19 protein-coding genes are annotated in these 23,315 nt (G+C 39.1%); 12 read left to right on the forward strand and 7 right to left on the reverse strand.

Annotated features, from left to right (window positions below):
- Both IRT38_RS06995 and ligA read left to right on the forward strand, forming a co-directional pair.
- A complete protein-coding gene (locus IRT38_RS06995; RefSeq protein ID WP_194597296.1) occupies positions 1-999 on the forward strand; it encodes a cell division protein ZipA C-terminal FtsZ-binding domain-containing protein in 999 nt (332 codons plus the stop codon).
- Between the two features lie 72 nt (positions 1,000-1,071).
- Positions 1,072-3,099 (forward strand): NAD-dependent DNA ligase LigA, encoded by a 2,028-nt coding sequence (gene ligA, locus IRT38_RS07000; protein ID WP_004952570.1) that lies wholly within the window; start codon positions 1,072-1,074, stop codon positions 3,097-3,099.
- Positions 3,100-3,150: 51 nt separating this feature from the next.
- On the opposite strand, the gene IRT38_RS07005 is transcribed toward ligA, so the two are convergent.
- On the reverse strand, positions 3,151-4,206 hold the full coding sequence (locus tag IRT38_RS07005; RefSeq protein WP_194597297.1) for an SDR family oxidoreductase: 1,056 nt from the start codon (positions 4,204-4,206) through the stop codon (positions 3,151-3,153).
- A 349-nt stretch (positions 4,207-4,555) separates the two neighbouring features.
- Here IRT38_RS07005 and bfr point away from each other — a divergent pair, with 349 nt between their 5' ends.
- On the forward strand, positions 4,556-5,020 hold the full coding sequence (gene bfr, locus IRT38_RS07010) for a bacterioferritin (protein WP_004952576.1): 465 nt from the start codon (positions 4,556-4,558) through the stop codon (positions 5,018-5,020).
- A gap of 52 nt (positions 5,021-5,072) precedes the next feature.
- Here the strand turns inward: bfr and IRT38_RS07015 are convergent, their stop codons facing one another.
- Positions 5,073-5,648: a peroxiredoxin gene (locus IRT38_RS07015; RefSeq protein WP_194597298.1), complete on the reverse strand. Its 576-nt coding sequence runs from the start codon at positions 5,646-5,648 to the stop codon at positions 5,073-5,075.
- Positions 5,649-5,738: 90 nt separating this feature from the next.
- On the opposite strand from IRT38_RS07015, the gene IRT38_RS07020 reads away from it, so the two are divergent.
- From IRT38_RS07020 to IRT38_RS07045, 6 genes are all read left to right on the forward strand, one after another.
- Positions 5,739-6,497, forward strand: coding sequence for a hydrolase (locus tag IRT38_RS07020; protein ID WP_194597299.1), 759 nt, complete (start codon positions 5,739-5,741; stop codon positions 6,495-6,497).
- A gap of 335 nt (positions 6,498-6,832) precedes the next feature.
- Complete coding sequence (gene bioA / locus IRT38_RS07025; RefSeq protein WP_194597300.1) at positions 6,833-8,128, forward strand: adenosylmethionine--8-amino-7-oxononanoate transaminase; 1,296 nt, start codon at positions 6,833-6,835, stop codon at positions 8,126-8,128.
- Positions 8,115-9,269, forward strand: coding sequence for an 8-amino-7-oxononanoate synthase (locus IRT38_RS07030; protein ID WP_194597301.1), 1,155 nt, complete (start codon positions 8,115-8,117; stop codon positions 9,267-9,269). The genes bioA and IRT38_RS07030 overlap by 14 nt, the downstream gene beginning before the upstream one ends.
- Positions 9,260-10,018, forward strand: coding sequence for a malonyl-ACP O-methyltransferase BioC (gene bioC, locus IRT38_RS07035; RefSeq protein ID WP_194597302.1), 759 nt, complete (start codon positions 9,260-9,262; stop codon positions 10,016-10,018). The genes IRT38_RS07030 and bioC overlap by 10 nt, the downstream gene beginning before the upstream one ends.
- The gene (bioD, locus tag IRT38_RS07040) at positions 10,015-10,659 is read left to right on the forward strand and encodes a dethiobiotin synthase (protein WP_194597303.1); all 645 of its coding nucleotides are present in this window, start codon (positions 10,015-10,017) and stop codon (positions 10,657-10,659) included. The genes bioC and bioD overlap by 4 nt, the downstream gene beginning before the upstream one ends.
- Positions 10,660-10,928: 269 nt before the next feature.
- Positions 10,929-11,600, forward strand: a complete 672-nt coding sequence (locus tag IRT38_RS07045) for a hypothetical protein (protein WP_194597304.1) — start codon at positions 10,929-10,931, stop codon at positions 11,598-11,600.
- Between the two features lie 75 nt (positions 11,601-11,675).
- Here IRT38_RS07045 and IRT38_RS07050 read toward each other — a convergent pair whose 3' ends face one another.
- The 5 genes from IRT38_RS07050 to IRT38_RS07070 form a co-directional block, all read right to left on the reverse strand.
- The gene (locus IRT38_RS07050; protein WP_005403115.1) at positions 11,676-12,095 is read right to left on the reverse strand and encodes an ExbD/TolR family protein; all 420 of its coding nucleotides are present in this window, start codon (positions 12,093-12,095) and stop codon (positions 11,676-11,678) included.
- Between the two features lie 21 nt (positions 12,096-12,116).
- Positions 12,117-12,542 carry an ExbD/TolR family protein gene (locus IRT38_RS07055; RefSeq protein ID WP_004914066.1) on the reverse strand — a complete coding sequence of 142 codons (426 nt, stop codon included), beginning with the start codon at positions 12,540-12,542 and terminating at the stop codon, positions 12,117-12,119.
- Between the two features lie 11 nt (positions 12,543-12,553).
- On the reverse strand, positions 12,554-13,429 hold the full coding sequence (locus IRT38_RS07060; RefSeq protein WP_194597305.1) for a MotA/TolQ/ExbB proton channel family protein: 876 nt from the start codon (positions 13,427-13,429) through the stop codon (positions 12,554-12,556).
- Positions 13,430-13,471: 42 nt separating this feature from the next.
- The gene (locus IRT38_RS07065; protein ID WP_194597306.1) at positions 13,472-14,179 is read right to left on the reverse strand and encodes an energy transducer TonB; all 708 of its coding nucleotides are present in this window, start codon (positions 14,177-14,179) and stop codon (positions 13,472-13,474) included.
- Positions 14,180-14,327: 148 nt separating this feature from the next.
- Positions 14,328-17,006, reverse strand: coding sequence for a TonB-dependent receptor (locus IRT38_RS07070; RefSeq protein WP_194597307.1), 2,679 nt, complete (start codon positions 17,004-17,006; stop codon positions 14,328-14,330).
- 656 nt (positions 17,007-17,662) lie between these two features.
- On the opposite strand from IRT38_RS07070, the gene IRT38_RS07075 reads away from it, so the two are divergent.
- Genes IRT38_RS07075 through IRT38_RS07085 form a run of 3 tightly spaced genes read left to right on the forward strand, consistent with a single transcriptional unit; the run spans position 17,663 to position 23,311 of the window.
- Positions 17,663-19,447: an ABC transporter substrate-binding protein gene (locus tag IRT38_RS07075; protein ID WP_129262015.1), complete on the forward strand. Its 1,785-nt coding sequence runs from the start codon at positions 17,663-17,665 to the stop codon at positions 19,445-19,447.
- 14 nt (positions 19,448-19,461) lie between these two features.
- A complete protein-coding gene (locus IRT38_RS07080; RefSeq protein ID WP_112986562.1) occupies positions 19,462-21,273 on the forward strand; it encodes an ABC transporter substrate-binding protein in 1,812 nt (603 codons plus the stop codon).
- A gap of 22 nt (positions 21,274-21,295) precedes the next feature.
- The gene (locus tag IRT38_RS07085) at positions 21,296-23,311 is read left to right on the forward strand and encodes a M3 family metallopeptidase (protein WP_194597308.1); all 2,016 of its coding nucleotides are present in this window, start codon (positions 21,296-21,298) and stop codon (positions 23,309-23,311) included.
- The last annotated feature ends 4 nt before the right edge of the window (positions 23,312-23,315 follow it).

A 23,315-nucleotide genomic window follows, 5' to 3' on the forward strand; every position in this document is an offset into this window, starting at 1 on the left:
ATGGAAATGAATACAATAATAGGCATTGTTATTGCCGTTGTGATTATGCTCGTTGGTTTGATAATGATTTTAAGAAAACCAAAACCAGTTGAGCCTTCACTAGAAGCAGATTTGCACATTAATCCTGAAAGTAATCAGCCTGTGATTCCACGTCATGTGAGAGATCAGATTCTTAAAGTGGAAACTCCTGAGCTTGCTGTTGAGCGTGTTGAGCCGAGTTTTAAAACTAATCCAATCGAAGCTGCTCCCGTTACTGCTTCTCAACCAGTCACTGTAGTTGAAAAAGTATCTGAACCTGAAAAAGTTCAAGAAATTGCTGAATCAGCTGAAGTTAAAACATCTGTAGCAACTGAAGCTGTACTTTCAACTCCAACTCAGACAGAAGAGAAGGTTTTGGAGGATCAGGTAAATCCTTCCGATAAACTTGATGAAGCGAAAGTTGAGCCTGAACTCACGTTAAACCCAAGTATTGAGACTGTTGAGATTGCTGAGTTTGATGGTGAAAGCAATATTTTAGATGTCCATTTGCATGAGCAACAACGTTACGATGATGAAAGTGCGTTAGCAACTGCTGAAGAAATTATTGCCTTAAATGTCTATCCAAACCCGCGTCGAGCACTTTCTGGTGACAAAGCATTAAAAGTATTACTTAAATACGGTTTGCGTTTTGGCGAAATGTCATGTTTCCATCGCTATGAAAATACTGATGAACCAAGTGCTTTGATGTTTTCAGTATTGCGCATTACAGATAATGGTCCAGCAGGTTTTGACTTGGAGACATTATCGGGTGAGCAAGTACAGGGCTTGGCTTTCTTCCTTGCCTTACCAAACAGCAAAGCGGTTACTGGTTACGATATGATGACCAGTATTGCAGGATTAATTGCGCGTGAAATTGATGGTAAAGTTTATGATGAGAATAACCTCGAGTTTTCTCCGCAGTTGAAAGAGCATTGGCGTCATCATGTGATTGACTATCGACCAAGTCAAACAACTGTTTAAAATCAAATTTTTGTAATAAATGCAATGAAAGACATAGGGCGGTTTTCCGCCCTTTTATATGGTGAAATTTAAATGGAACAAAACTCAGTTATTGAGCAAATGCGTCAATTGATTCAATTGATCGCTAAACATAATCATGCTTACTACGTGATGGATCAACCTACGATCACCGACAGTGAATATGACCATTTATTTCATCAACTTAAAGCATTAGAACAACAGTATCCAGAGTTTATGCAAGCTGATACACCCACGAATAAAGTTGGTGGACAAGCATTATCAAAATTTGAAAGTGTGACTCATGCAGTGCCGATGCTGTCATTAGGTAATGTTTTCAATCAGGATGATTTATTTGCCTTTGCACGTCGTATTGATGAGCGCCTACCGAATCAAAAGGTTCAATATGAGGTTGAACTTAAACTTGATGGTTTAGCGATTTCACTTTGGTATGAAAATGGTGTGTTGATTCGAGGCGTAACTCGTGGTGATGGAGAAACAGGAGAGGATATTACTCAAAATGTCAAAACCATCCGTAATTTGCCTAAGATTTTATCTTCTCAGCACCAAGCTATTCCACAACTCTTAGAGGTGCGTGGAGAAGTATTGATGCCAAAATCAGGTTTTGAAAAGCTCAATGCAGATCAAGAGGCTAAAGGTGAAAAGACCTTTGCTAATCCACGAAATGCTGCTGCGGGGAGTTTAAGACAGCTTGATCCCAATATCGCAGCATCCCGTCCATTGGCTTTTTATGCTTATGGTATTGCTCAATGCGAGCCTCATCATGGCTTAACGACGATGCATGACAGTTTGCACTGGTTGACCAAATTTGGCTTTGAGATCGCAGAGCGCCAATATCTTTGTGAGTCGATTGAAGAAGTCCAACAACGCTATGAGCAAATTCAGCTTGAACGTCCGAATCTCAAAGTTGAAATTGATGGGATGGTGGTCAAAGTCGATGACCTTAAACAGCAGCAACAACTGGGCTTTTTAAGTCGAGAGCCACGTTGGGCGACAGCCTATAAATTCCCAGCGCAAGCGGCTTTGACCAAGGTTGAAAATATTGACTGGCAAGTAGGGCGTACTGGCACGCTAACACCTGTTGCTCGTTTAGCTCCTGTCTTCGTTGGTGGTGTGACTGTCTCGAATGTAACTTTACATAATATTGGTGAAATTCATCGTTTAGATGTACGTGTTGGTGATACCGTCAGCGTGTATCGTACGGGTGATGTGATTCCAAAAGTTGAAAAGGTATGGGCTGAATTTAGACCTGCCGATGCTGAGCTTGTTTATCTACCAACGAATTGTCCAGTATGTGATTCTCCTGTCGTCATGCCAGAAGGTGAGGCTTTAGCTCGTTGTTCTGGTGGTTTATATTGTGCAGCACAGCGTATTGAGGCGATTCGTCACTTTGTTTCACGCAAGGCTATGGATATTGAGGGCTTAGGTGATCGTTGGGTAGAGTCATTATTACATCTAGATCTACTCAGAGATGTAGCCGATATCTATCACTTACATGAACATCGTGAAAAATTACTCAGCATTGAAAAAATGGGTGAAAAGTCAGTTCAAAACCTTATTGATGCAATTGATGCGAGTAAGAAAACCACATTGGCACGCTTCATTTATGCTTTAGGTATTCGTGGTGTAGGTGAAACTACGGCACGTATGCTCGCCAATACTTTCCAGACCTTCGATGCTTTGAAAGCTGCAGATATCGATGCTTTGAAGAAAACACCTGATGTAGGTGATATTACGGCAGAATGGATTGTGGATTTTTTCCAAGCCGAGCATAACTTAGAGGTCTTGGAGCGCTTACTTGCTGCAGGGATTCATTGGGATGCACCAACTGCACCAACTCGCCAACCTTTGAATGGTGAAAGTTGGGTTGTGACTGGCACATTGGGAAGTATGGGGCGTGATGAAGCAACCCAGCGGCTTCAAGCTTTAGGTGCGCGTGTGAGCGGTAGTGTTTCAAGTAAAACCAAATGTGTCGTTGCAGGTGAGAAAGCAGGCAGCAAACTTGATAAGGCACAAAAGTTAGACATTCGTGTAATGAACGAGCAAGAGTTTTTAGAGTTCCTTGCACAGTACGAAGCCTAATAAAGCTATAAAAAAGCCCGTTCAGTGAGTCACATTGAACGGGCTTTTTGCTTATGCACGTTTTTTTACAATGCCATCATCAAGTAATTGTTGGAAATGTTCGCAAACACTTTCTCGAATGTCTCTATATTCGATACCCAATTCATCTACGCTACGTTGAGCATTAAAATAAATTGGATATCCCATATTGAGTTTTACGAATTGACGAGAGTGCCCAAATATTGGTGCGACCAATGAGAATGCTGCTTTAGGTACAGTAAAGTGTGGAAAAGGATATTTATAACCAAACTTCTGCGTTAAAGCTTTGCCCATTTCTAATAAGCTTAGTGTGCCACCACAAATAATATAACGACCTTTTGCTTGAGTATTTAAGGCAGCTGCAACGTGAGCATCCGCAACATCTCGAACATCTACGATTCCATTCCACATTGGTGGAACACCAAATAAGGTTGTGCCATTACCAAACTGTTGTAATACTTCAATACTGCCTGATTGACTCGCATCAGTGAGTGATGGACCCATAACAAGAGCAGGATTGATACAAACAAGGCTCCAGCGATCTTGTTGTTCAGCCATTTCCCATGCTTTACGTTCGGCAGCCACTTTTGAATATGGATATGGTTGGTGAGTTTCACTGCTGCTATTATTCCAGTGGCTCTCATCAAATTCATTATGAGCAGTATTTTGAATCTCAATCGCATCACCGTAGGTTGATGCAATACTTGAGGTCACAACAACTCGTTTTACTGAATCAGTGCGGTTTACACTTTCTAGTACATTCTCTGTTCCTTTCACAGCAGGTTCAATAATGTCTTTTACGGCATCTTTGTAATTGGTGACTACGAAAGGGGACGCAGTGTGAATAACAACCTCACAGCCTTTCATAGCTTCATCAAATGAATGTGCTTCAAGTAAGTCTGCTTTAAAAAAATGAATTTCACCTGATGATTTTTCAGCGAGGTCATAGAGATGTTGAATTTTATCTTTTTTTGAGGGGTCTCGAACGGTTGCGTGAACTTTATAACCTTGGTTGAGTAAGCGTTCTATAATCCAGCCTGCAATATAACCCGTCGCACCCGTGACTAGAATTGCTTTACTTTTATCCATTTTTTTTCCTAATGATTTTTGTGATTGAAGTTATTTAGCGAATTTTGCTCAAACAAACAACAGCTGACCAGTCATTTTTAATGTTTTTTTGATCAATTCCACTTTCAAATAAGAAGTATTGTTAATCGTTACAAAAATCAAATAATACAAAATGATGTAACTTTACCGCTTCGAATGGGGTAATAAATCTGCAAGAGCTTATTTTATCTAAACAAATTATGCGAATTAGAACTGTAAATGCGTATGTTTCTCATTTTAATTTTATAAAAATCATAAACTTACACAATTAATTTTTTGCAAATGTCTTGTAAGTTGCTCATAATACTTGTATTCGAAAGGAGTAAATATTATGCGTGGCAATCCAGAAGTCATCGACTATTTAAATATGCTCATTGGCGGTGAGTTGGCTGCTCGTGATCAATATTTAATTCATTCAAGAATGTATGAAGATTGGGGTTTGAGCAAAATTTATGAACGCATTGATCATGAAATGCAAGAAGAAGCCTCACATGCAGATGCCATTATTCGCCGTGTTCTGTTTTTAGGTGCACAACCAAACATGAACCGTGAAGACATTAATGTGGGTACTGATGTCGTAAGTTGTTTAAAAGCCGATTTAGCACTTGAATATCATGTACGTGAAAAACTGGCGACAGGAATCAAACTCTGCGAAGAAAAAGGCGATTTTATTAGCCGTGATATGTTGCGTCAGCAGCTTTCTGACACAGAAGAAGATCATACTTATTGGTTAGAAAAACAATTACGTTTGATCGAATTGATTGGTTTACAGAATTATATTCAATCGCAAATCTAAGATTTGTGAAATAAAAAAACTCAGCACATGCTGAGTTTTTTTATTTGATATTCTATTTTTTCTGTAAGTTTTTTAAATCTTTCAATACTTGATCGGCATGTGTCTGTGTATTCACACTCGTGTAATGATAAATGACTGCACCTTGTGGATTAATTAAAAAACTCTCTCGCTTAGCAATTTTGGTAATACCTAGATTTCGAACAATGCCAAATTTTCCAGCAAGGTCGCCTTTATCATCAGCCAAAATTGGGAAAGGAAGTCCTAGTTTTTTTGAGAATTTCTGATGTGACGCGACATCGTCCAAGCTCACACCTAGTACCACAGCATTAGATTTTAAAAACTGAGGATAAAGCGATTTAAATTGATTGGCTTCTTGGGTACAACCAGCTGTATCGTCTTTTGGATAGAAATAAAGCACAATCCATTTGCCTTTGTATTGGCTTAACGTATGCCATTTTCCACTTTGATCTTGCAGTTTGAAATCTGGTGCAGACTGTCCAACCCATTCTTTTTGAGCGGTATTTTGTTTAGAGAAAATAGAGGTTTGAGCAAAGCTTGAACTCGCTGATCCGAGCAACATAAGTGTGCTACAAACGATAAGAACTTTGGACTTTATCGTATTCATCATTTTGATCTCAAAGTGTGATAGGTCATATTTTAACAAATCGAATCGACCTCGCTAGGAAAAATAACCAATTTATGCGATGTTTTATACAAAATGATTATGCAATCGACAGGTATCTCATTGTCTAAAAAAATCTTACTCATCACTGGCTGGGGTGGTGGTGCCGAATTATTAAAACCTTTACATGATGCTTTTGAACAAAAGGGGTATCTCGTTGAGCGGATGAATATTTTTAATGCTCTCGATAGTGAAGTTTTGCAGCAGCATGTCGAACTTGCAGTGAAATTTGATGTCATTGTGGGATGGTCGCTGGGTGGTCAACTGGCAACGATATTAGTTAATGAAATTCAACAGCAATATGCTGAACAGAAGCTGTTAATCACTTTGGCATCGAATCCATGTTTTGTTACTCAAGCTGATTGGACGACAGCAATGCCAGTCGAAACTTTTATGCAGTTTAAACAATCATTTGAACAAGATGCGATTACTACGCTAAAACGGTTTGGTTTATTGGTGTGTCAGGGGGCTAGTTCTGCCAAAAAGGACTTCTTAACTATGCAGAAATTGATTCGTCCACAAGCGATTGCATTGCTTAGGGATGGCTTGCAGTTGTTGGAGCAATTAAATTTGGTTGGTTTGTATGAAAATTATCAAGGCAGACAGTTGCATGTGTTTGCTGAGCATGATGCTTTGGTTCCTTACCAAGTTGTTCAAAATATCCAGAATTTAGCTGCAAAAAATCTAACTGTTGTTTCTATTGATGATGCTTCTCATGGTTTTCCATGTTTTATGGTGGAGCATACTGTGCAAGTAATTGAAGATTTTATTTACTCAACGTTCAATCTTGCTTGAAATGAAAGTTCTCGCAATATATTTTAGATTTTGACAAGTTTAAGATAAAACCTATTTTATAGATCTAACGGAATCGTGCCGAGTACTCATCCATTTTCAGGATATGCCTTCGGCGACCTACCTTACGAAACGATGTTTCTCATTTCGGGAAAAGTAGGCAAAACCATTTGTCATCTGCAAAACCTGTTCACTTCTTTCATTTTTTTCTTTTGATCTAGTGTACGAAGCCTTGTATTTTATTTATACCACGCAGGTTGCAGATGACATTTACGAGTATCGAAAAAGTGTGATCAGGCAAATGGAAAATTTTGAAATAGCAGCAAATGAGGTAGAGGATGACCGATTTATTTGATTTAGAACATATATGGCATCCCTATACCTCGATGTTAAATCCACTGCCAACTTGTAAAGTGAAACGTGCTTATGGTGCAACCATCGAACTAGAGGATGGTCGAACTTTGGTTGATGGCATGTCGTCATGGTGGTGTGCGATTCATGGTTATAACCACCCTGAACTTAATAAAGCGATTACTGATCAATTGCAAAACATGGCGCATATCATGTTTGGTGGTTTGACGCATGAACCTGCAATTGAATTGGGTAAACTCTTATTAAAAATTACGCCTCCGAGTTTAGATAAAATTTTCTATGCTGACTCAGGTTCAGTTGCAGTTGAAGTGGCTTTAAAAATGGCTGTGCAATATTGGGCTGCGTTGAATCAACCTGAGAAAACCAATTTTATTACTACACGTTCTGGCTATCATGGTGATACTTGGAATGCGATGTCTGTGTGTGATCCTGTTACGGGAATGCATCAGATTTTTGGCTCAAGTTTACCGAATCGAATCTTTGTACCCGCACCTCAAAGTCGCTTTGATGAAGAGTGGAATCCACAAGATATTCAAGAGCTCAAACACCAGATCGAACAGCATCATCACAGTATTGCTGCACTAATTATTGAGCCAATTGTGCAAGGTGCAGGAGGGATGCGTTTTTATCATCCTGAGTATTTGCGCCAAGCCAAAGAATTATGTCAGCAATACAATTTGTTATTGATCTTTGATGAGATTGCAACAGGTTTTGGGCGTACAGGTAAAATGTTTGCTTGGGAGCATGCACAAGTTGAACCCGATATCATGTGTATCGGTAAAGGTTTGACTGGAGGCTATATGACATTATCTGCAACATTAACGACTAAACAAGTGGCTGAAACCATTAGTCGTGGCGAAGCGGGCGTGTTCATGCATGGTCCAACCTTTATGGCGAATCCTCTGGCTTGTGCTGTTGCTCTAAGAAGTACTCAATTATTAGTTGAACAAGATTGGCAGAGCAATATTCAACGTATTGAAAAGATCCTTGTTCAGCAATTAAGTGATTTAGCAGAACTTGATCATGTTGCAGATGTACGTGTATTAGGTGCGATTGGAGTGGTTGAATTAACCTCTAGTGTTGACATGAAAAGCTTACAGCAGCAGTTTGTTGAACGTGGTATTTGGGTGCGACCATTTGGAAAATTGGTCTACGTGATGCCGCCGTATGTGATCACCGATGATGAGCTAAATTACTTATTAGTGCAGATGAGTGAAGTGGTCAAAAATATGCAAGGAGCACAAGCTAATGTCCTTGCTTGATCATTATGCTGAGCAGCTTGACCAACTCAAACAGCAAGGTAATTTCCGCCAATTTACTGCAAATCAACAGCAGGGACGATGGATCACCATTCAAGATCGAACCATGTTGAATTTGGCATCCAATGATTATTTAGGTTTAGCCGCTGATTTTAGTTTAAGAGAAGAATTTCTCGATACGCTTAAAATAGAACGGGCGTTATTTAGTTCTTCTTCTTCGCGTTTGTTGACTGGTAATTTTGCAGAGTACGAGCAATTTGAAAATAGCCTAAGCAAAGCTTTTGGTCGTGCTTCCTTGCTTTTCAATAGTGGCTATCACATGAATATCGGTATTTTGCCTGCATTAGCTGATAGTAAAACCGTAATTTTGGCGGATAAACTAGTTCATGCCAGTATGATTGATGGTATTCGTCTATCGAATGCTCAATATGTGCGTTATCGTCATAATGATTTGCAGCATTTGGAACAGTTATTGCAAAAGTATCAACAAGATGAGCAAGTTGAACGTATTATTGTGGTGACTGAAAGTATTTTTAGTATGGATGGAGATGAAACGGATTTAGCGGCACTGGCGCAGTTAAAGCAACGTTTTGTCAAAACCATGTTGTATGTTGATGAAGCTCATGCCATCGGTGTGAGAGGTGGGCAAGGACTAGGTTGTGCTGAGCAATATGGTGTATTGCATCAGATTGATTTCCTTGTTGGGACTTTTGGCAAAGCGATTGCTTCGATTGGCGGTTATATTATCTGTGATCCTATCATCCGTGATTATCTTATTAATAAAATGCGTCCTTTGATTTTCAGCACAGCGTTACCACCAATCTCAATGGCATGGTCTGACTTTATCTTTAATAAAGTTTTAAATATGCAGCAGCAGCGTCAGCACTTGGCTGAGATCAGTCATTTTTTACAGCAGGCGGTGATTGCAAAAGGTTTTTCAAGTCCATCGAGTAGCCATATTATTCCAATTATTGTCGGCGAAAGTAACGCAGCGATTGAAAAAGCACGTTATGTTCAGCAACAAGGTTTTTATGCCATGCCTGTGCGACCGCCAACAGTACCGCAAAATAGTTCACGTTTACGTATCTCATTAACGTCTATGGTTCAAAAAGCTGAATTAGAAAAATTGGTGGAATGTTTGTGAGTGTCGATAAAGCTTTAGTCGCTCAACGTTTTGCCAAAGCAGGGCAAAGTTACGTTGAGCATGCTGTAGTGCAAAAGCAGATCAGTGCACAGTTATTTGAATATCTGAAAGCGTACTGTCCAAAGACTTTTGATTCTGTACTTGAGATCGGTTGTGGGTCGGGTAATTTAACGCATTTATTTCAGACTCATTTTCAGTTTGATCAATTATTTTTAAATGATCTTTATGAGGATGTAGGTCAGCATTTTTCAACGGTTCAAAATATAGCTTGGTTGATCGGAGATATTGAGCAGCTTGAATTACCATCAGAATTGGATGCGGTGATTTCGAGTTCAGCTTTGCAATGGATGACTGATCTACCTGCGTTATTACAACGAATTCATGATGCTTTAAAAACGGAAGGCTATTTGGGTTTCTCAACATTTGGTGAAAATAATTTAATCGAAATCAAAAAGCTGACTGGGCAAGGTTTAAATTATTGTTCTAGTGAAGTGTTGAAACAGAAACTTGAAGAAAATGGCTTTGAGATTGTGTTTATACAAGAAGAACAAAAAAATCTATATTTTGATGATCCTAAATTAGTGCTGCATCATCTAAAAGCGACGGGGGTGACTGCAACAGCAAAGTCACATCGTTGGACCAAGCAATCTTTACAGCAGTTTTATTATGATTATCAACAGTTTCATGATGAGCAAGGTTTTCGCCTAACTTATCATCCGATTTACGTGATTGCGCGGAGAAAAGCATGAGTGCAGCAATTTATTTTGTCAGTGGTATTGATACAGAAATTGGGAAAACTTATGCCACAGGTTATCTCGCCAAACTTTGGACTGAACAAGGGCAGCGTGTTATCACCCAGAAGTTGGTGCAAACTGGCAATGTCGATGTGTCTGAAGACATCGAAAAGCACCGTGAAATTATGGGGAGTGGCTGGTTTCAGGAAGATCATGAAAAATTGACCATGCCTGAGATTTTTACTTATCCAGCTTCACCACATTTAGCTACACGTTTAGATGGGCGTGAGTTAGATTTTGCCAAGATCGAAGCTGCAACTAAAGAGCTTGCTCAGCGTTTTGAGGTGGTGCTGTTAGAGGGTGCGGGCGGTTTAATGGTGCCTTTAACCACAGAGTTATTGACCATTGATTATATTGCTCAACATCAATTTCCTGTGATTTTGGTGACTTCTGGACGTTTGGGAAGCATTAACCACACTTTGTTGAGTTTAGAAGCTTTAAAACATCGTGGTTTGAGTTTGCATGCTTTGGTATATAACTTAAAAGATGAATCGAAAGATCCCCTCATTTCTAAAGATACAGCGGATTATTTAAAGGCTTATTTGGCAAAGCATTTTCCTGATGCAGAATGGATTGAGTTGGAAAAGTTTAATTAACTTAAATTTTAATGAGAATCAAAATAGTTGCTCTTAACGGAGTCTCGCCGAGTTCAATCTAAAGTTAGGGATAAACTTGCAGTTCGCCCTACTTTGGTTTCGCCCAAAGTAGGCAAAGGCATTGTCATCCACAAAACCTGTTCTCTTTCTGTTCTTGTTTTTATTATTTCGCAGAAACAATATATTGCAAAATTCACGCAGGTTGTGGATGACATTTCCGAGTATCATATTTCATGTGAGATTTTTGATTGTAAAAAGTAAGGTTTAAAATGAACAAGAAAAATAAATTAGTTCTATCCATTTTATTTGGATTTTTGATTCCAGTCTCAGCATCCTATGCTGCTGTACCAATAGATAAAACCATCATTAATTGGATTACTAATTTACAAGATTCAAATGCGAATCCTCAGCAAGCCATTCAGATTGATCACACGGAAAAAGTAAAATTAATTTCTGGCGAAGAAGCTTATTTGTCTGGTGTTAGTTTTGAAAATGCTGGGCGTAACTTTTGGGCGGGTTATGTATTGACTCGACCAAAGCTCAAACAAGCAAAAATTTTAAAAGAGTTTGGTGGTCAATCGAATACATTTAAAGTTCATCCAACGATGTATAAAGGTAAATCGATCGAACTGGTTGAAATCGAAAGTGCTGGTTCGGGACAAGGAACTGTTGAAGCTACTAAAAGTTTAGTTTATTTGAGCCAATGGAATGCCAAGTTGATTACTGAAGTTCAGGAGTCCTCTAATGCTGGTCGCTATGACGAAAAACTTGATGCAGAAGATTGTCGTACAGGATCAGATAACACGGGTTATTTAAACGTGATGCCGTATTCGCCTTATGTTATAAAAACAACGGTGACAGGAGATGCCTGCAATGACAAACCAAAAGGATATAAAGTAAATAGTTTGGTTCTCCCAATCGTCATAAGTGAAATTAAATAAAAAAAGCTAACAAGCGGACTTGTTAGCACAGGAGGAACTTAGAATTGTGAAGCCTAATAGTTAGTGTTTATTTTTCTAGTTATTACTCACGATTCCTATTTTAGTGACTTTGCTTTGCTGAGCTAATGCCATCACCATAGCAATATTTTTATATTCAGCTTGAGGATCAGGTTTAAACTTGATCTGATCCTGATCAGCTTTTTGCGCAACAGATTCAAACAAAACCTTCAATGCTTGGCGATCAGCAACAGCTTGATCGTTCCAGAAAATACGACCTTGTGCATCGACTCTTAAGTTGATGGTTTCAGGTGGTTTCTGATCGGTTGGTGGCGGTGGTGCACCATTAGGTAAATTGATATTAATGGCATTGTTTGGGATTGGAATTGTGATGATGAACATAATCAATAACACCAGCATGACATCAATTAAAGGTGTCATGTTGACATCGAGCATCACATCATCTTCGCCACTTTTTGGTCCGACATTCATACCCATGACTAACTCCTTATCGTCTGACTAAGGTGAACTAGGTGGAGTAGTGACAAATGCGATTTTGCCAATACCCGCTTGTTGGGTGGTGCTAATTACCTGATCAATTGCAGCGTAGTGTGTCAATTGATCACCACGAATATGAACTTCAGGTTGCGGGCGCTTTTGTGCCTCAACTTGTAAACGAGCAAGTAAAGTTTCTTTATTTGCAACGTATTGTTCATTCCAAAAAATATCGCCAGTTTTGTTGACTGAAAGTTGAATATTTTGAGGGGTTGTGGCGTAAGGTGTGTTCTTTTCTTCAGGTAACTTTACAGGAACTGTATGTGTGACCACTGGAACAGTGATTAAAAAGATAATCAAAAGCACCAGCATGATGTCCACAAGTGGAGTGGTGTTGATGGTGCCGATCACATCATCATCACTTTGATCTGAATTTATCATCATGCCCATAATCGTATTCCTTATTTAGAATCACGATTGACAGGATTGCTGCGCAATTCGCCACTGAGTAAAACTGCATGTAAGTCAGAGCCAAATGAACGGACATTGTCCATGACAGCTTTATTGCGACGAGTCAGCCAGTTATAACCAAGTACTGCAGGTACAGCGACAGCTAAGCCAATTGCGGTCATGATTAATGCTTCACCCACAGGCCCAGCAACTTTATCAATAGATGCTTGTCCTGAAATGCCGATCGCAGTCAATGCGTGATAAATTCCCCAAACTGTTCCAAATAAGCCAACGAAAGGTGCAGTTGAACCCACTGTTGCAAGGAATGCCAAGCCGTTACCTAAATGGCTTTGTACTTTATCAATCGCACGTTGAATCGAAATCGTTACCCATGTGTTGAAATCAATGCGTTCTAATAAGGTGCCATCATGATGTTTGGTTGAGTGAATACCTTTTTCAGCGATGTAGCGATACGTGCTGCTAGGGTCTAAGCTTTCTTTTGCGCTATTTAACGTATCTGCTTCCCAAAAGTTACGTTCAGCTTCAGTACCATGGCGTTTGATTTTGCTTTGCTGAAATAGTTTTGAAAGGATGATGTACCACGTACCAATTGACATTAAAACAAGGATGAATAAGGTTGTTTTTGCAACGAGATCACCCTCACGCCATAAAGCTTCTAAGCCATAAGGGTTATGCACTTTTTCTTCAGTCGCAGGAAGAGGTGGTGGTGTTGGTGATGATTGTGTTGTTGCATCAGTCGCGACCGTAGTTACAGCTGTGGGTTGCGTGGTTTCTTCAGCCAAAACAGAACTAATTGGAAGCAGAGTGCTGGTTGAGATAAGACCTATCGCAGCAAATCGAGAGATTTTTTTTACAGTTGTATTCATTTTAAATTCTCCAAAAAATTGTTTAATTCACTTCTATATTTATTAAGAAATCTTGAATGTGTATTCGATTTCATACCAATCTTGTTGAGGTACACCGTCTTTCATCGCTGGTGTGAAGCTACATAAGCTATAAGCTTTGGTCGCGGCTTTATCTAACTCACGTACACCACTCGATTTTTTGACTTTTGCATCGATTACTTTGCCCGAGCTATCCACAAGTAAGCGCATACGCACAGTACCTTCTTCACCAGCCATTTCCTGTTCACGTGGATAACCAGGTTCTTTACAACCGGCTTCACCTTCAGAAACTCCTCGTGAAATTCCAGCTGGTTTTGCAGGTGCTGGGGGAGCAGCAGCTGCAACTGGAGCAGCAACAGGGCTAGGACTTGGAGAAGCCGCTGTGACAGGTGCAGGTGTTGCCACTGAAGTTTTGGTTGGTTGTGTAGGTGTTGGTTTTGCAATAGGTGTTACTTTCTCCACCTGCTTAGGCGGATCAGGCATTTTTGCCACTTTCTCAACCATTTTGGGTAGTTCAGGTGGTTTTTCCTCCGGTTTGGGTGGAGGAGGTGGTGGTGGTTCAATATCTTGAATAATCTGAAGTTCTACAGGCTTCTCGACTGGTTTAGTAAAATCAGTGGTTAAACTTGTTACTAAAATATAGGCGATCACAAGATGTAAAAATAAAACTAGACCAAGTCCGACGAGACGTTTGGCAGATTGATTTTCACTTTCAGCAAAGGGTATGCCCATAATTGCTCCTGAAAATGTAATCGCTGAGTTATATAAAAGTATTTAGCCTAGATTGAAAATCTTGATAGCAATTTTTATCTTATATAGACATCAGGATTACGTTGAACCACTACAAGACAAAAAGGAACATCTTGCAGTGGTTAGAGTTTTAGAATTTATAAGTGCCTCTGAGGAAATATGCACGTCCCGTTACGTCGCTATAGCGAGGGTCATAACCATATTGGAAGTTATCGAGCACATTCGAAGCAGAAGGTTCAGCATCAAATAGATTTTTGATACCAGCAGTCAATTCTAGATTTTTAAAACCTTTATACGTTCCTGAAACGTTGTACAGGGTATAGTCACTTACGCGGTGATTATCATATTTCTCATCACCAATTTGGTTTTGATCTTTATAGCCACGGTAGAACTCTTGCTCGAAGACCATTTTCCAGTTTTCGTAGCTCCAGTTAAGATTGGCAACATGTTTCCAACGTAAGATTGCTGGATCATCGTATTTACCAACATAACCTTCCCATGCACCACCTTTCTCTTCTTGACGGTCGTATTTGATAATATATGTACCATCAATGCCGAAGCCAAAACGACCAGTAGAAGTCATCGGTGAAAGATAATTTAGCGCTAAATCAATACCTTCAGTTTTAACTCCACCCATATTTGTTAGTGCGCTGTTGATATATTCCAATCGACCATCAGCCCCTCGAATGAAGCGATCTGCATATTTTTCAGGATCACCGAAAATCATTGCTTCACCGATGCTGTTAATTAGCCCATCAATTTTGATGTTGTAATAATCAGCAGAGAACACTAAATTTTTGATCGGTTCTACTACAAAACCTGCTGTAATTGAGGTTGATTCTTCAGGTTGTAAGTCTTTTGTACCACCTTGTGTACGATAGAATTGGGTATTACATTCAGTTTGGTATTCAGGCGATATAGCCTTGCCATTTGGACATAGCACAGGGTCATCGTAGCGAGCACCCGTATAAGTTTTACTTTGAGGGGCATTGATGTCATATAAGCTTGGCGCTCGGAAACCAGTACTGTATGAGGTACGGAACATTAATTGTTTAATCGGTTCCCAGCGGAAAGCGATTTTAGGATTAAATGTATCACCAAAATCACTATAGTCATCATATCGAGCAGCGAGTTGTGCTTCTAAGGTTTTGGTAATTGGAACATGTAACTCTGCAAAAGCTGCGGTGATATCTCTCTTACCTTTACTTTCAGGTTTACTAGGATCAATACCGCTACCAGGAACTTGACTTACAATTTCTGAGTTCACATTGGCTTTCCAGTCCTGTTTACTAAAACTACCTCCCAAAGCAAAGCCTACGTCACCAGCAGGTAACGTGTAAATTGGACGACTAATAGTAAAGTCAAATGTGGTGGCTGTGAGCGTACCAGTGTTAGTATCGCCTTTTACTTCAAAAGACTTCCAAAGTTCTTGATTTTCACTAGGGCCAAAAGGATTAATGGTTCCATTGTTTAAAGCATCTTGGAGTTTACTTTTGTTTAAATACCCTCCAGCAAAACCGTCTGTCGCTTCGCTACGTGCATAAGATAAACCTGTATTGATATCCCAACCGTAAGCTTCACCCTCTAAAGAGATTAACGCCCGATGTGATTCATTCACTGGATTAGACATGCGATTACCAGCTTGTGATCTCAAATAAAGTTCAAGGGGATTACCACTTAATCCAGCGACTTCAGGGGTTATACCATTACCAGGATAGTATGGGCTTGTAGAAGGAAGAGTAACTGAGCGGCTGTAAACATCAGGTGCGATTGATGTAGTCACTTCATTTCGTGAGTAAACATATTCAGCGATAGCATTGAAATTATCATTTAATTTGAACGTACCTCGTCCTAAAGCAGATATTGTTTCTGTTTTGGGTGCAATTCCTATCAATGCTTGCGTGTTGAGATAGCAGAGCCCACCATCAGCGATAGTATTTGGTGCATTATTACAGTTTAGATCGCCATAAGGATTACCAAGAGTTCCTGTAACGGGATCACGAAAATTTGCTGGGAAACCATTTGCAGAAGTTCCATCAATACCAAGCTCCGGTATTAAACCACCGCGTCGGCTAATTTTACGGTCTTTCGCCATGATGTCATTTGAACGACGATAGTCAATAACCCCCATAAGATTAAAGCCTTGTTCATCAAGATCACCATAACCCCCAAAAATGGAAATGTCTTGTTTATCACCACCACTTTGTTCTGGTTGAATAAAGCCAGCACTAATATTTAAACCTTCAAAAGACTTCTTGGTGATAAAGTTGATTACCCCAGCAATTGCATCCGCACCATAAATTGCCGAAGCACCATCACGTAAAATCTCAATACGATCAACCATTGCCATTGGAATAATATTTAGGTTTGTGGTTGAGGTACTAAATGGACTGTATGCTAAACGTCGACCATTCAATAAGATTAATGTTTTATCAGTACCTAATGCACGCAAGTTTGCGGATGAACCTTCGGTATAGCTTGCACCCACATTTTGTGCGGTAGAAAATCCTGCTTGATTGGCACTAACCTTGGTTAAAGCTTCTTCGACTGTCGTAACACCTTGCTTTACAAGGTCATCTGCTCTAATCACCGTGATCGGAGATGCGCTCTGTGCAGCAACGCCTTTAATCGATGATCCTGTAACGGCAACTTTGACGACTTTGGCGGGTTTATCCTCCGTGGTCGACTCGTTTTCAGCTGCATGGGTCATGGTTAAACACAACATACTGAGACTCAGGGTACTGAGTTTGAGTACGGTTTTGCTCGCTTTTGGCATAGCATTTGATTGAACGAAATTGGTTTTTTTCATTAAATTTATAACCCCTAGTGGATTGTCACTCTTAAAGACTGAACAAGAGCGTTTTAGCAAGACATGTGCCAAATACATTTTTTGGATCAGGTTTAATCTAGAATAAATTGTGTAAAAGCGTTCTAGTTTTATTGAATAAGCTTTTCATATTTTTACTATTTATTAAAAAATTATGAATTTATAAAAATATTTTTTATTGGCATTTTTTTACAGTTTTCTAGATTTTATACATGGTATTAAAATGAAACATGCTAATTTATATGTGCATTTATTTGGTGCATTTTTATTTTATGTATTTTAAAACATGTATTTATAGTCTCTTATTTTGATTGTTAAGAATATTATGAAAAAATGAGATTTTGCATAAAGTTACTTTTAATTAGGATGAATAAATATTGATTAGAGGGGTGAATAGACTGGAGTCTAATTTTTCTATTTTAAATTTGTTTGAAAAGTGGCATGAAATTAGCACTGTAATTTTGGGTCTTGATGTCGGTTTTACATCTGAATTATTTTTATGATTGGTAAAAATATCACAAACCATTCATTTTTGTGAACAAGATCATTGGATTAAGTCAGGCAGGTGAGATCGATGTGTGGTTGAATGCTATTCGAAAGTCTAGTATTTATTAAAAAACGATAATGTGAGCATTGAATTGAAGTCTAAATTTTTTACGGTCGCTTTGTTCTCAACCGTTATTGTATTTGCTCCTTTGGGAAACGCTAAAACTCCAGCGCAAGCGGATAAGGTGCTTCGAATCGCATTTGAAGCACCTGACGATGGTTTTGATATGGTCAAAACTTTTAATTTTTATAGCGGTAATGTAGCCGATGTTATTTTTGAGAGATTGCTGCAATACGATTATCTAGCTAATCCTGTCAAGTTGGTTCCAGCTACGGCACAAAGCATGCCCGTGATCAAAGAAAATGGGAAAGTTTATATATTTAAAATAAAGCCAGGTATTTATTTTACTGCTGATCCAGCATTTAAAGGTCAGCGTAGAGAGTTAATTGCAGAAGACTATGTGTATTCGGTCAAACGTATTTTAGATCCTAAAAATCATTCTTCTTCATATGCATTTATCGACCAGAAAATTGTGGGTGCAAATGCCTTAGTTGAGCAAGCGAAGCAAACAGGTCGCTTCAATTATGATGCCAAGATTGAGGGGGTAAAAGCCTTAGATCGGTACACACTTCAATTTACCTTGACTCAACCTGATTATAACTTTCCCTATATTCTAGCTTATAGTACGTTTGGTGCTACTGCTCGTGAAGTAGTTGATTATTATAAAGATCGATTGGGAATGCATCCCGTAGGTACAGGACCTTACATGCTGAGTAAGTATGTGCCCCGTAGTAAAATAGAACTTGTAGCTAACCCAGATTATCGAGGTTTTGTTTGGAATTTTAAATCGACAGGAACTGCTTGGGATAACCAGTTAGTTAAAGAAATGACAGGCAAAAAAATGCCTCAAATTGGTAAAGTAAATATCAGTATTATTGAAGAAGAGCAGTCACGTTGGCTGGCTTTTCAATCAAAACAACTCGATTTCGATAAGCTCACCTCGAGTTCCATTCCTAAAGTTTTAGACCAAAATAATCAACTTAAGCCTGCGATGCGACAAAAGGGGATTCGACTTTATCCTAACAAGGAGGCAGAGATCACCTATACCATGCTGAATATGCGTGATCCAATCATAGGTGGGAACAGTTTGGACAAAATTGCATTAAGACGCGCAATTGCGATGTCATTTAATGTTGATGAATATATTCGGATATTAAGAAAAGGACAGGCTGTTAAAGCTGAAATGTTGGTACCCGCGGGGGTAAATGGGCACAATCCAAAATATCGAAGTAGTATTGGCTATAACCCGAGTTTGGCTAATAAACTGTTAGATCATTTTGGTTATAAAAAAGGTGCTGATGGTTATCGAAATCTGCCAAATGGCAAAGCACTTGTTCTAAAAATAAATACTGAAAGTGGCTCATCCTCAGTGATGTATTCGGAGTTGTGGAAAAAGAATTTAGATGCGATCGGCATTCGCGCAGATTTCAGAGTAAGTAACTTCGCCGATAACTTAAAAGCAGCGACGCAATGTCAATATATGATTTGGGGTGGAGCTTGGCATGCAGATTATCCTGAAGGAGAAAATTTCACGCAACTATTATATGGACCGAATGTAGGCAGAGGTAATCAGTCGTGCTATAGCTCTTCAGCCTATGATGGTTTGTATAAACAAGCGATGCAACAGCCTCCAGAAAAGCGCATGCCATATTACGAAAAAATGAGTCGTCAAATTGAAGCTGACAATCCTCTAATTTTACAAGATACCCGTATTCGAAATTGGGTGATCCAATCCCACGTTCAAGGTTTTAAAGCCCATCCAATTATGAACAGTAACTGGCAATATTTAGATATTGCTTCACCACGACAAAAATAAGTGTTGAGTTCAAGATGAAGCAAAATTATAAACTTTCATTGAAATCCTACAGTTTGGCGCTTTGTGTTGGACTTATAGCGAGTTCTACAACCACTTTGACATTTGCTAAAAGTCCAGCTGATCCAAATAAAGTATTGCGTTATGTTTTTCCAGTCGCTGAAACTGGTTTTGATCCTGCAGGTGTGCATGATTTGTATTCTGCACATGTGAATGGTTCGATTTTCGAGACTTTATATACATATGATTATTTAGCCTCACCAGCAAAGTTAGTCCCTCGCACGGCAGTCGCATTACCTGAGATTAGTGCAGATGGTTTGACATATACCATTCGTTTGCAAAAAGGGATTTATTTTGCCGATGATCCTGCTTTTAAAGGAAAAAAACGTGAACTCACATCTTTTGACTATGCGTATACCTTTAAACGACTCTTGGATCCGAATCTACATTCACCGAACAGTTGGTTACTGGATGGACGTATTGTTGGAATGGATGCGTTACAGAAGCAAGCGCAAAAGAATGGCAAATTCAATTACGACCAACCGATTGTGGGATTACAAACGCCAGACCGATACACATTGGTTATCCGTCTAACTCGACCAGATCAAAACTTTCCAATGTTACTTGCACATCAACCAGCAGGTGCTGTGGCAAGAGAAGTGATCGAAAAATATAGAAACAAAGCTGGGTTTGCGATGGGTCATCCTGTGGGTACAGGACCGTATATGCTGTCTCGCTGGACGCCAGGTTCAAGAATTATTTTAAAAGCCAATCCTGATTTTCGTAGTTTTGTATGGAACTTTAAAGCGAGTTCCCCTGAAGACCAGAAAATTGTAAAAGCGATGCAAGGCAAAAAAATGCCTCAGATTGGTGTGATTGACATTCAAGTGATGGAAGAAGGGCAATCTCGCTGGTTGTCATTCAGTAAAGATGAGGTTGACTTATTTCAACTTGATGGTGAATTGACTGTACAGGCTTTACAAAATGGTAAGTTAAAACCTGAATTGGTGAAAAAAGGTGTGCAATTATCTCGCATCGTTGATCCATCGCTTGACTATCATTATTGGAACATGCAAAACCCTGTTGTTGGGGGATTAAGCAAAGAAAAAATAGCCTTACGCCGTGCGATTGCGATGGCATTTTCTGCAGATAACTACATCAATATCTTGCAAAAAGGTGATGCTAAAAAATTACAAGCACCAATCCCAGAAGGTGTTGTTGGTTATGACCCAAATTACAGATCAAGTATTCCTTATTCAGTCAAAGCAGCCAACCTATTATTAGATCGTTATCAGTACAAAGTTGGTACAAATGGTTGGAGAACCTTGCCAACTGGTAAGCCATTGGTCATCGAGATGACTGTTAGTGGTAGTAGTTTACGTAGTCAACAACAAGCTGAATTTTGGAAGAAAATCCTTGATGGTCTCAAGATACAGATGACCACACAATCTCTCCCATTTTCAGAAGCCTTGAAGTTGGAAAAGCAATGTAAAACCATGTTCAAAGCTTCAGCTTGGATCGCAGATTATCCTGATGCCGATAATTTTATGCAGCTGTTTTATGGCAAAAATATCAATGTAACGAACAATGGTTGTATCAAAATTCCTGAATTTGATCGTCTTTATGAACAAACTCAAAACATGGTGCCAGGTCCAGAGCGCGATGCCATATACAGAAAAATGTCACGTATTTTAGAGGTTTATATGCCTGTACAAGTGATCGGTGCTCGTTACCGAAATATTCTGGCGCAGCCTCGAGTGATTGGTTTTAAAAAGCATCCAATACTTCCTGCGGAGTGGATGTACATCGATATTGATATGAAGAAATAAAATTTAAAGAACTGGAGTAACAATGAAACATTACAATTTAAAACTCACCACCTTTTGCCTACTCACGATGGGAGTTAATCAATTTTCATCGGCAGATAACTTGACTCGACAAACCTTACCGTTATTTCAGTCAAAAGATATTCCAGCATTATGTGACGCCAAAATTAACGATGTTAAAAAACAGCTTACGTCCTTAGAAGCTCTTCAACTCGCTCAAGATACGCCAGCCGCTCCAATATTGGCAAAATGGGATGCGATTCTTGCTTCTTTTGAGGATTTTTACGGTCCAATCGGGTTGTATAGCAACGTAGATCCTGATGAAGCAGTTCGCAAAGCTGCAGAAGATTGTGAGGTTAAAATTAGTCAGTTTCAAACTGAAATTTTGCAAAACTCAAAGCTTTATCAACAATTTAAAAAAATTAAATCTACTGATCCTATCGATCAAAAGTTTCAAGCTGATATCTTGAAAGATTTTGAAGAAAAAGGGATACAACTCCCTGTTGATAAACAGCAGCGTTTAAAAGAAATATTGGATCAACTCACTAAAATAGAGCAGGAATATAGTCGGAACGTTCGTGATAATAAGCAGAAGCTAGAATTTACTGCTGCTGAGGTAAAAGGTTTACCACAAAGCTATATTGATGCTTTAAAGAAAAATGAAAAAGGAAATTATTTACTAGGATTTGAATATCCAGAATATCGTCCATTTATGGAGCTTGCAGAAAATGACGAGGCACGAAAGCGTTATCAAGTCGCATTTACACGCCGTGGTGGTGAAAAGAATCTGAATTTATTAAAACAAGCTGTCGATTTGAGATATGAACTTGCAAAACTGTTTGGAAAATCAAGTTATGCTGAATGGGTTTTACAAAAACGCATGGCAAAAACACCTGAGGCAGTGAATACATTTCTGGCAGATATTCATGCAACAGTTTCGCCTTTAGAACAAAAAGAAGTACAAACCTTACAAGCATTTAAAGCTCAAACATTAAATATTCCTCTTGAGCAAGCCAAAATCGAACGATGGAGTGAAGCGTACTGGAGTGAAAAGTTACGCAAAGCTAAATATCAAGTAGATCAAGAAAAACTGCGTGAATATTTTCCAACTCAAGCAGCACAAGATTGGTTATTTGCGATTTCATCTAACTTATATGGTATCGAGTTTAAACCTGTAAAAGTGCCTGCGTGGCAAGATGAAGTTGAATATTACGATGTAACGGATACCAAAACTGGAAAATTGCTGGGCGGACTATACATGGACAAATTCCCACGTGAAGGGAAATATGGTCATGCTGCTGTGTGGAGTGTTTATGGGCGAAGTACATTAACTGATCGTAAACCTATTTCAGCTTTAGTGACTAACTTTAACCGTCAAGGATTGACCAGTGATGAGCTAGAAACTTTTGTACATGAGTTTGGACATGCTTTACATGGCATCCTTTCCAACACTCGATATTCATCACAAACGGGCACTACCGTTGAGCGAGATTTTGTAGAAGCTCCTTCTCAGATGTATGAAGAATGGGCAAGACGAAAAGAGACACTTTCTAAACTTGCAGATTATTGCCAACCTGCCTGCCCAAGAGTTGATGAAGCATTAATTAAAAAGTTAGCCGCTGTACATAGTTACGGTCGTGGTTTGCATTATGCACGTCAAACTTTATACGCCCAGTATGATATGGCATTGCATGGAACGGATGCTTTGAAGGTACAGCCATTGGATGTGTGGAAGAAAATGGAAAATGCTACAGCACTTGGGTACGTACCAACAACTGAGTTCCCTGGACAGTTCAATCACATCATGAATGGTTATCAAGTAGGTTATTACGGATATATGTGGTCTGAGGTTATGGCTTTGGATATGTTGTCGGCATTTGGCGATAACTTAAATAATCCAAAAGTTGGTCAGCATTATCGACAAACAATTTTATCTCAAGGCAGCCAAAAACCAGCAGAAAAGTTGGTCGAAGATTTCCTCGGACGTAAACCGAACAACAAAGCATTTTTTGATGAAATTACAGGTCAACGAGTGAAATAAGGGA

The organism is Acinetobacter sp. SK-43 (assembly GCF_015351505.1).
Lineage (GTDB): Bacteria > Pseudomonadota > Gammaproteobacteria > Pseudomonadales > Moraxellaceae > Acinetobacter > Acinetobacter junii.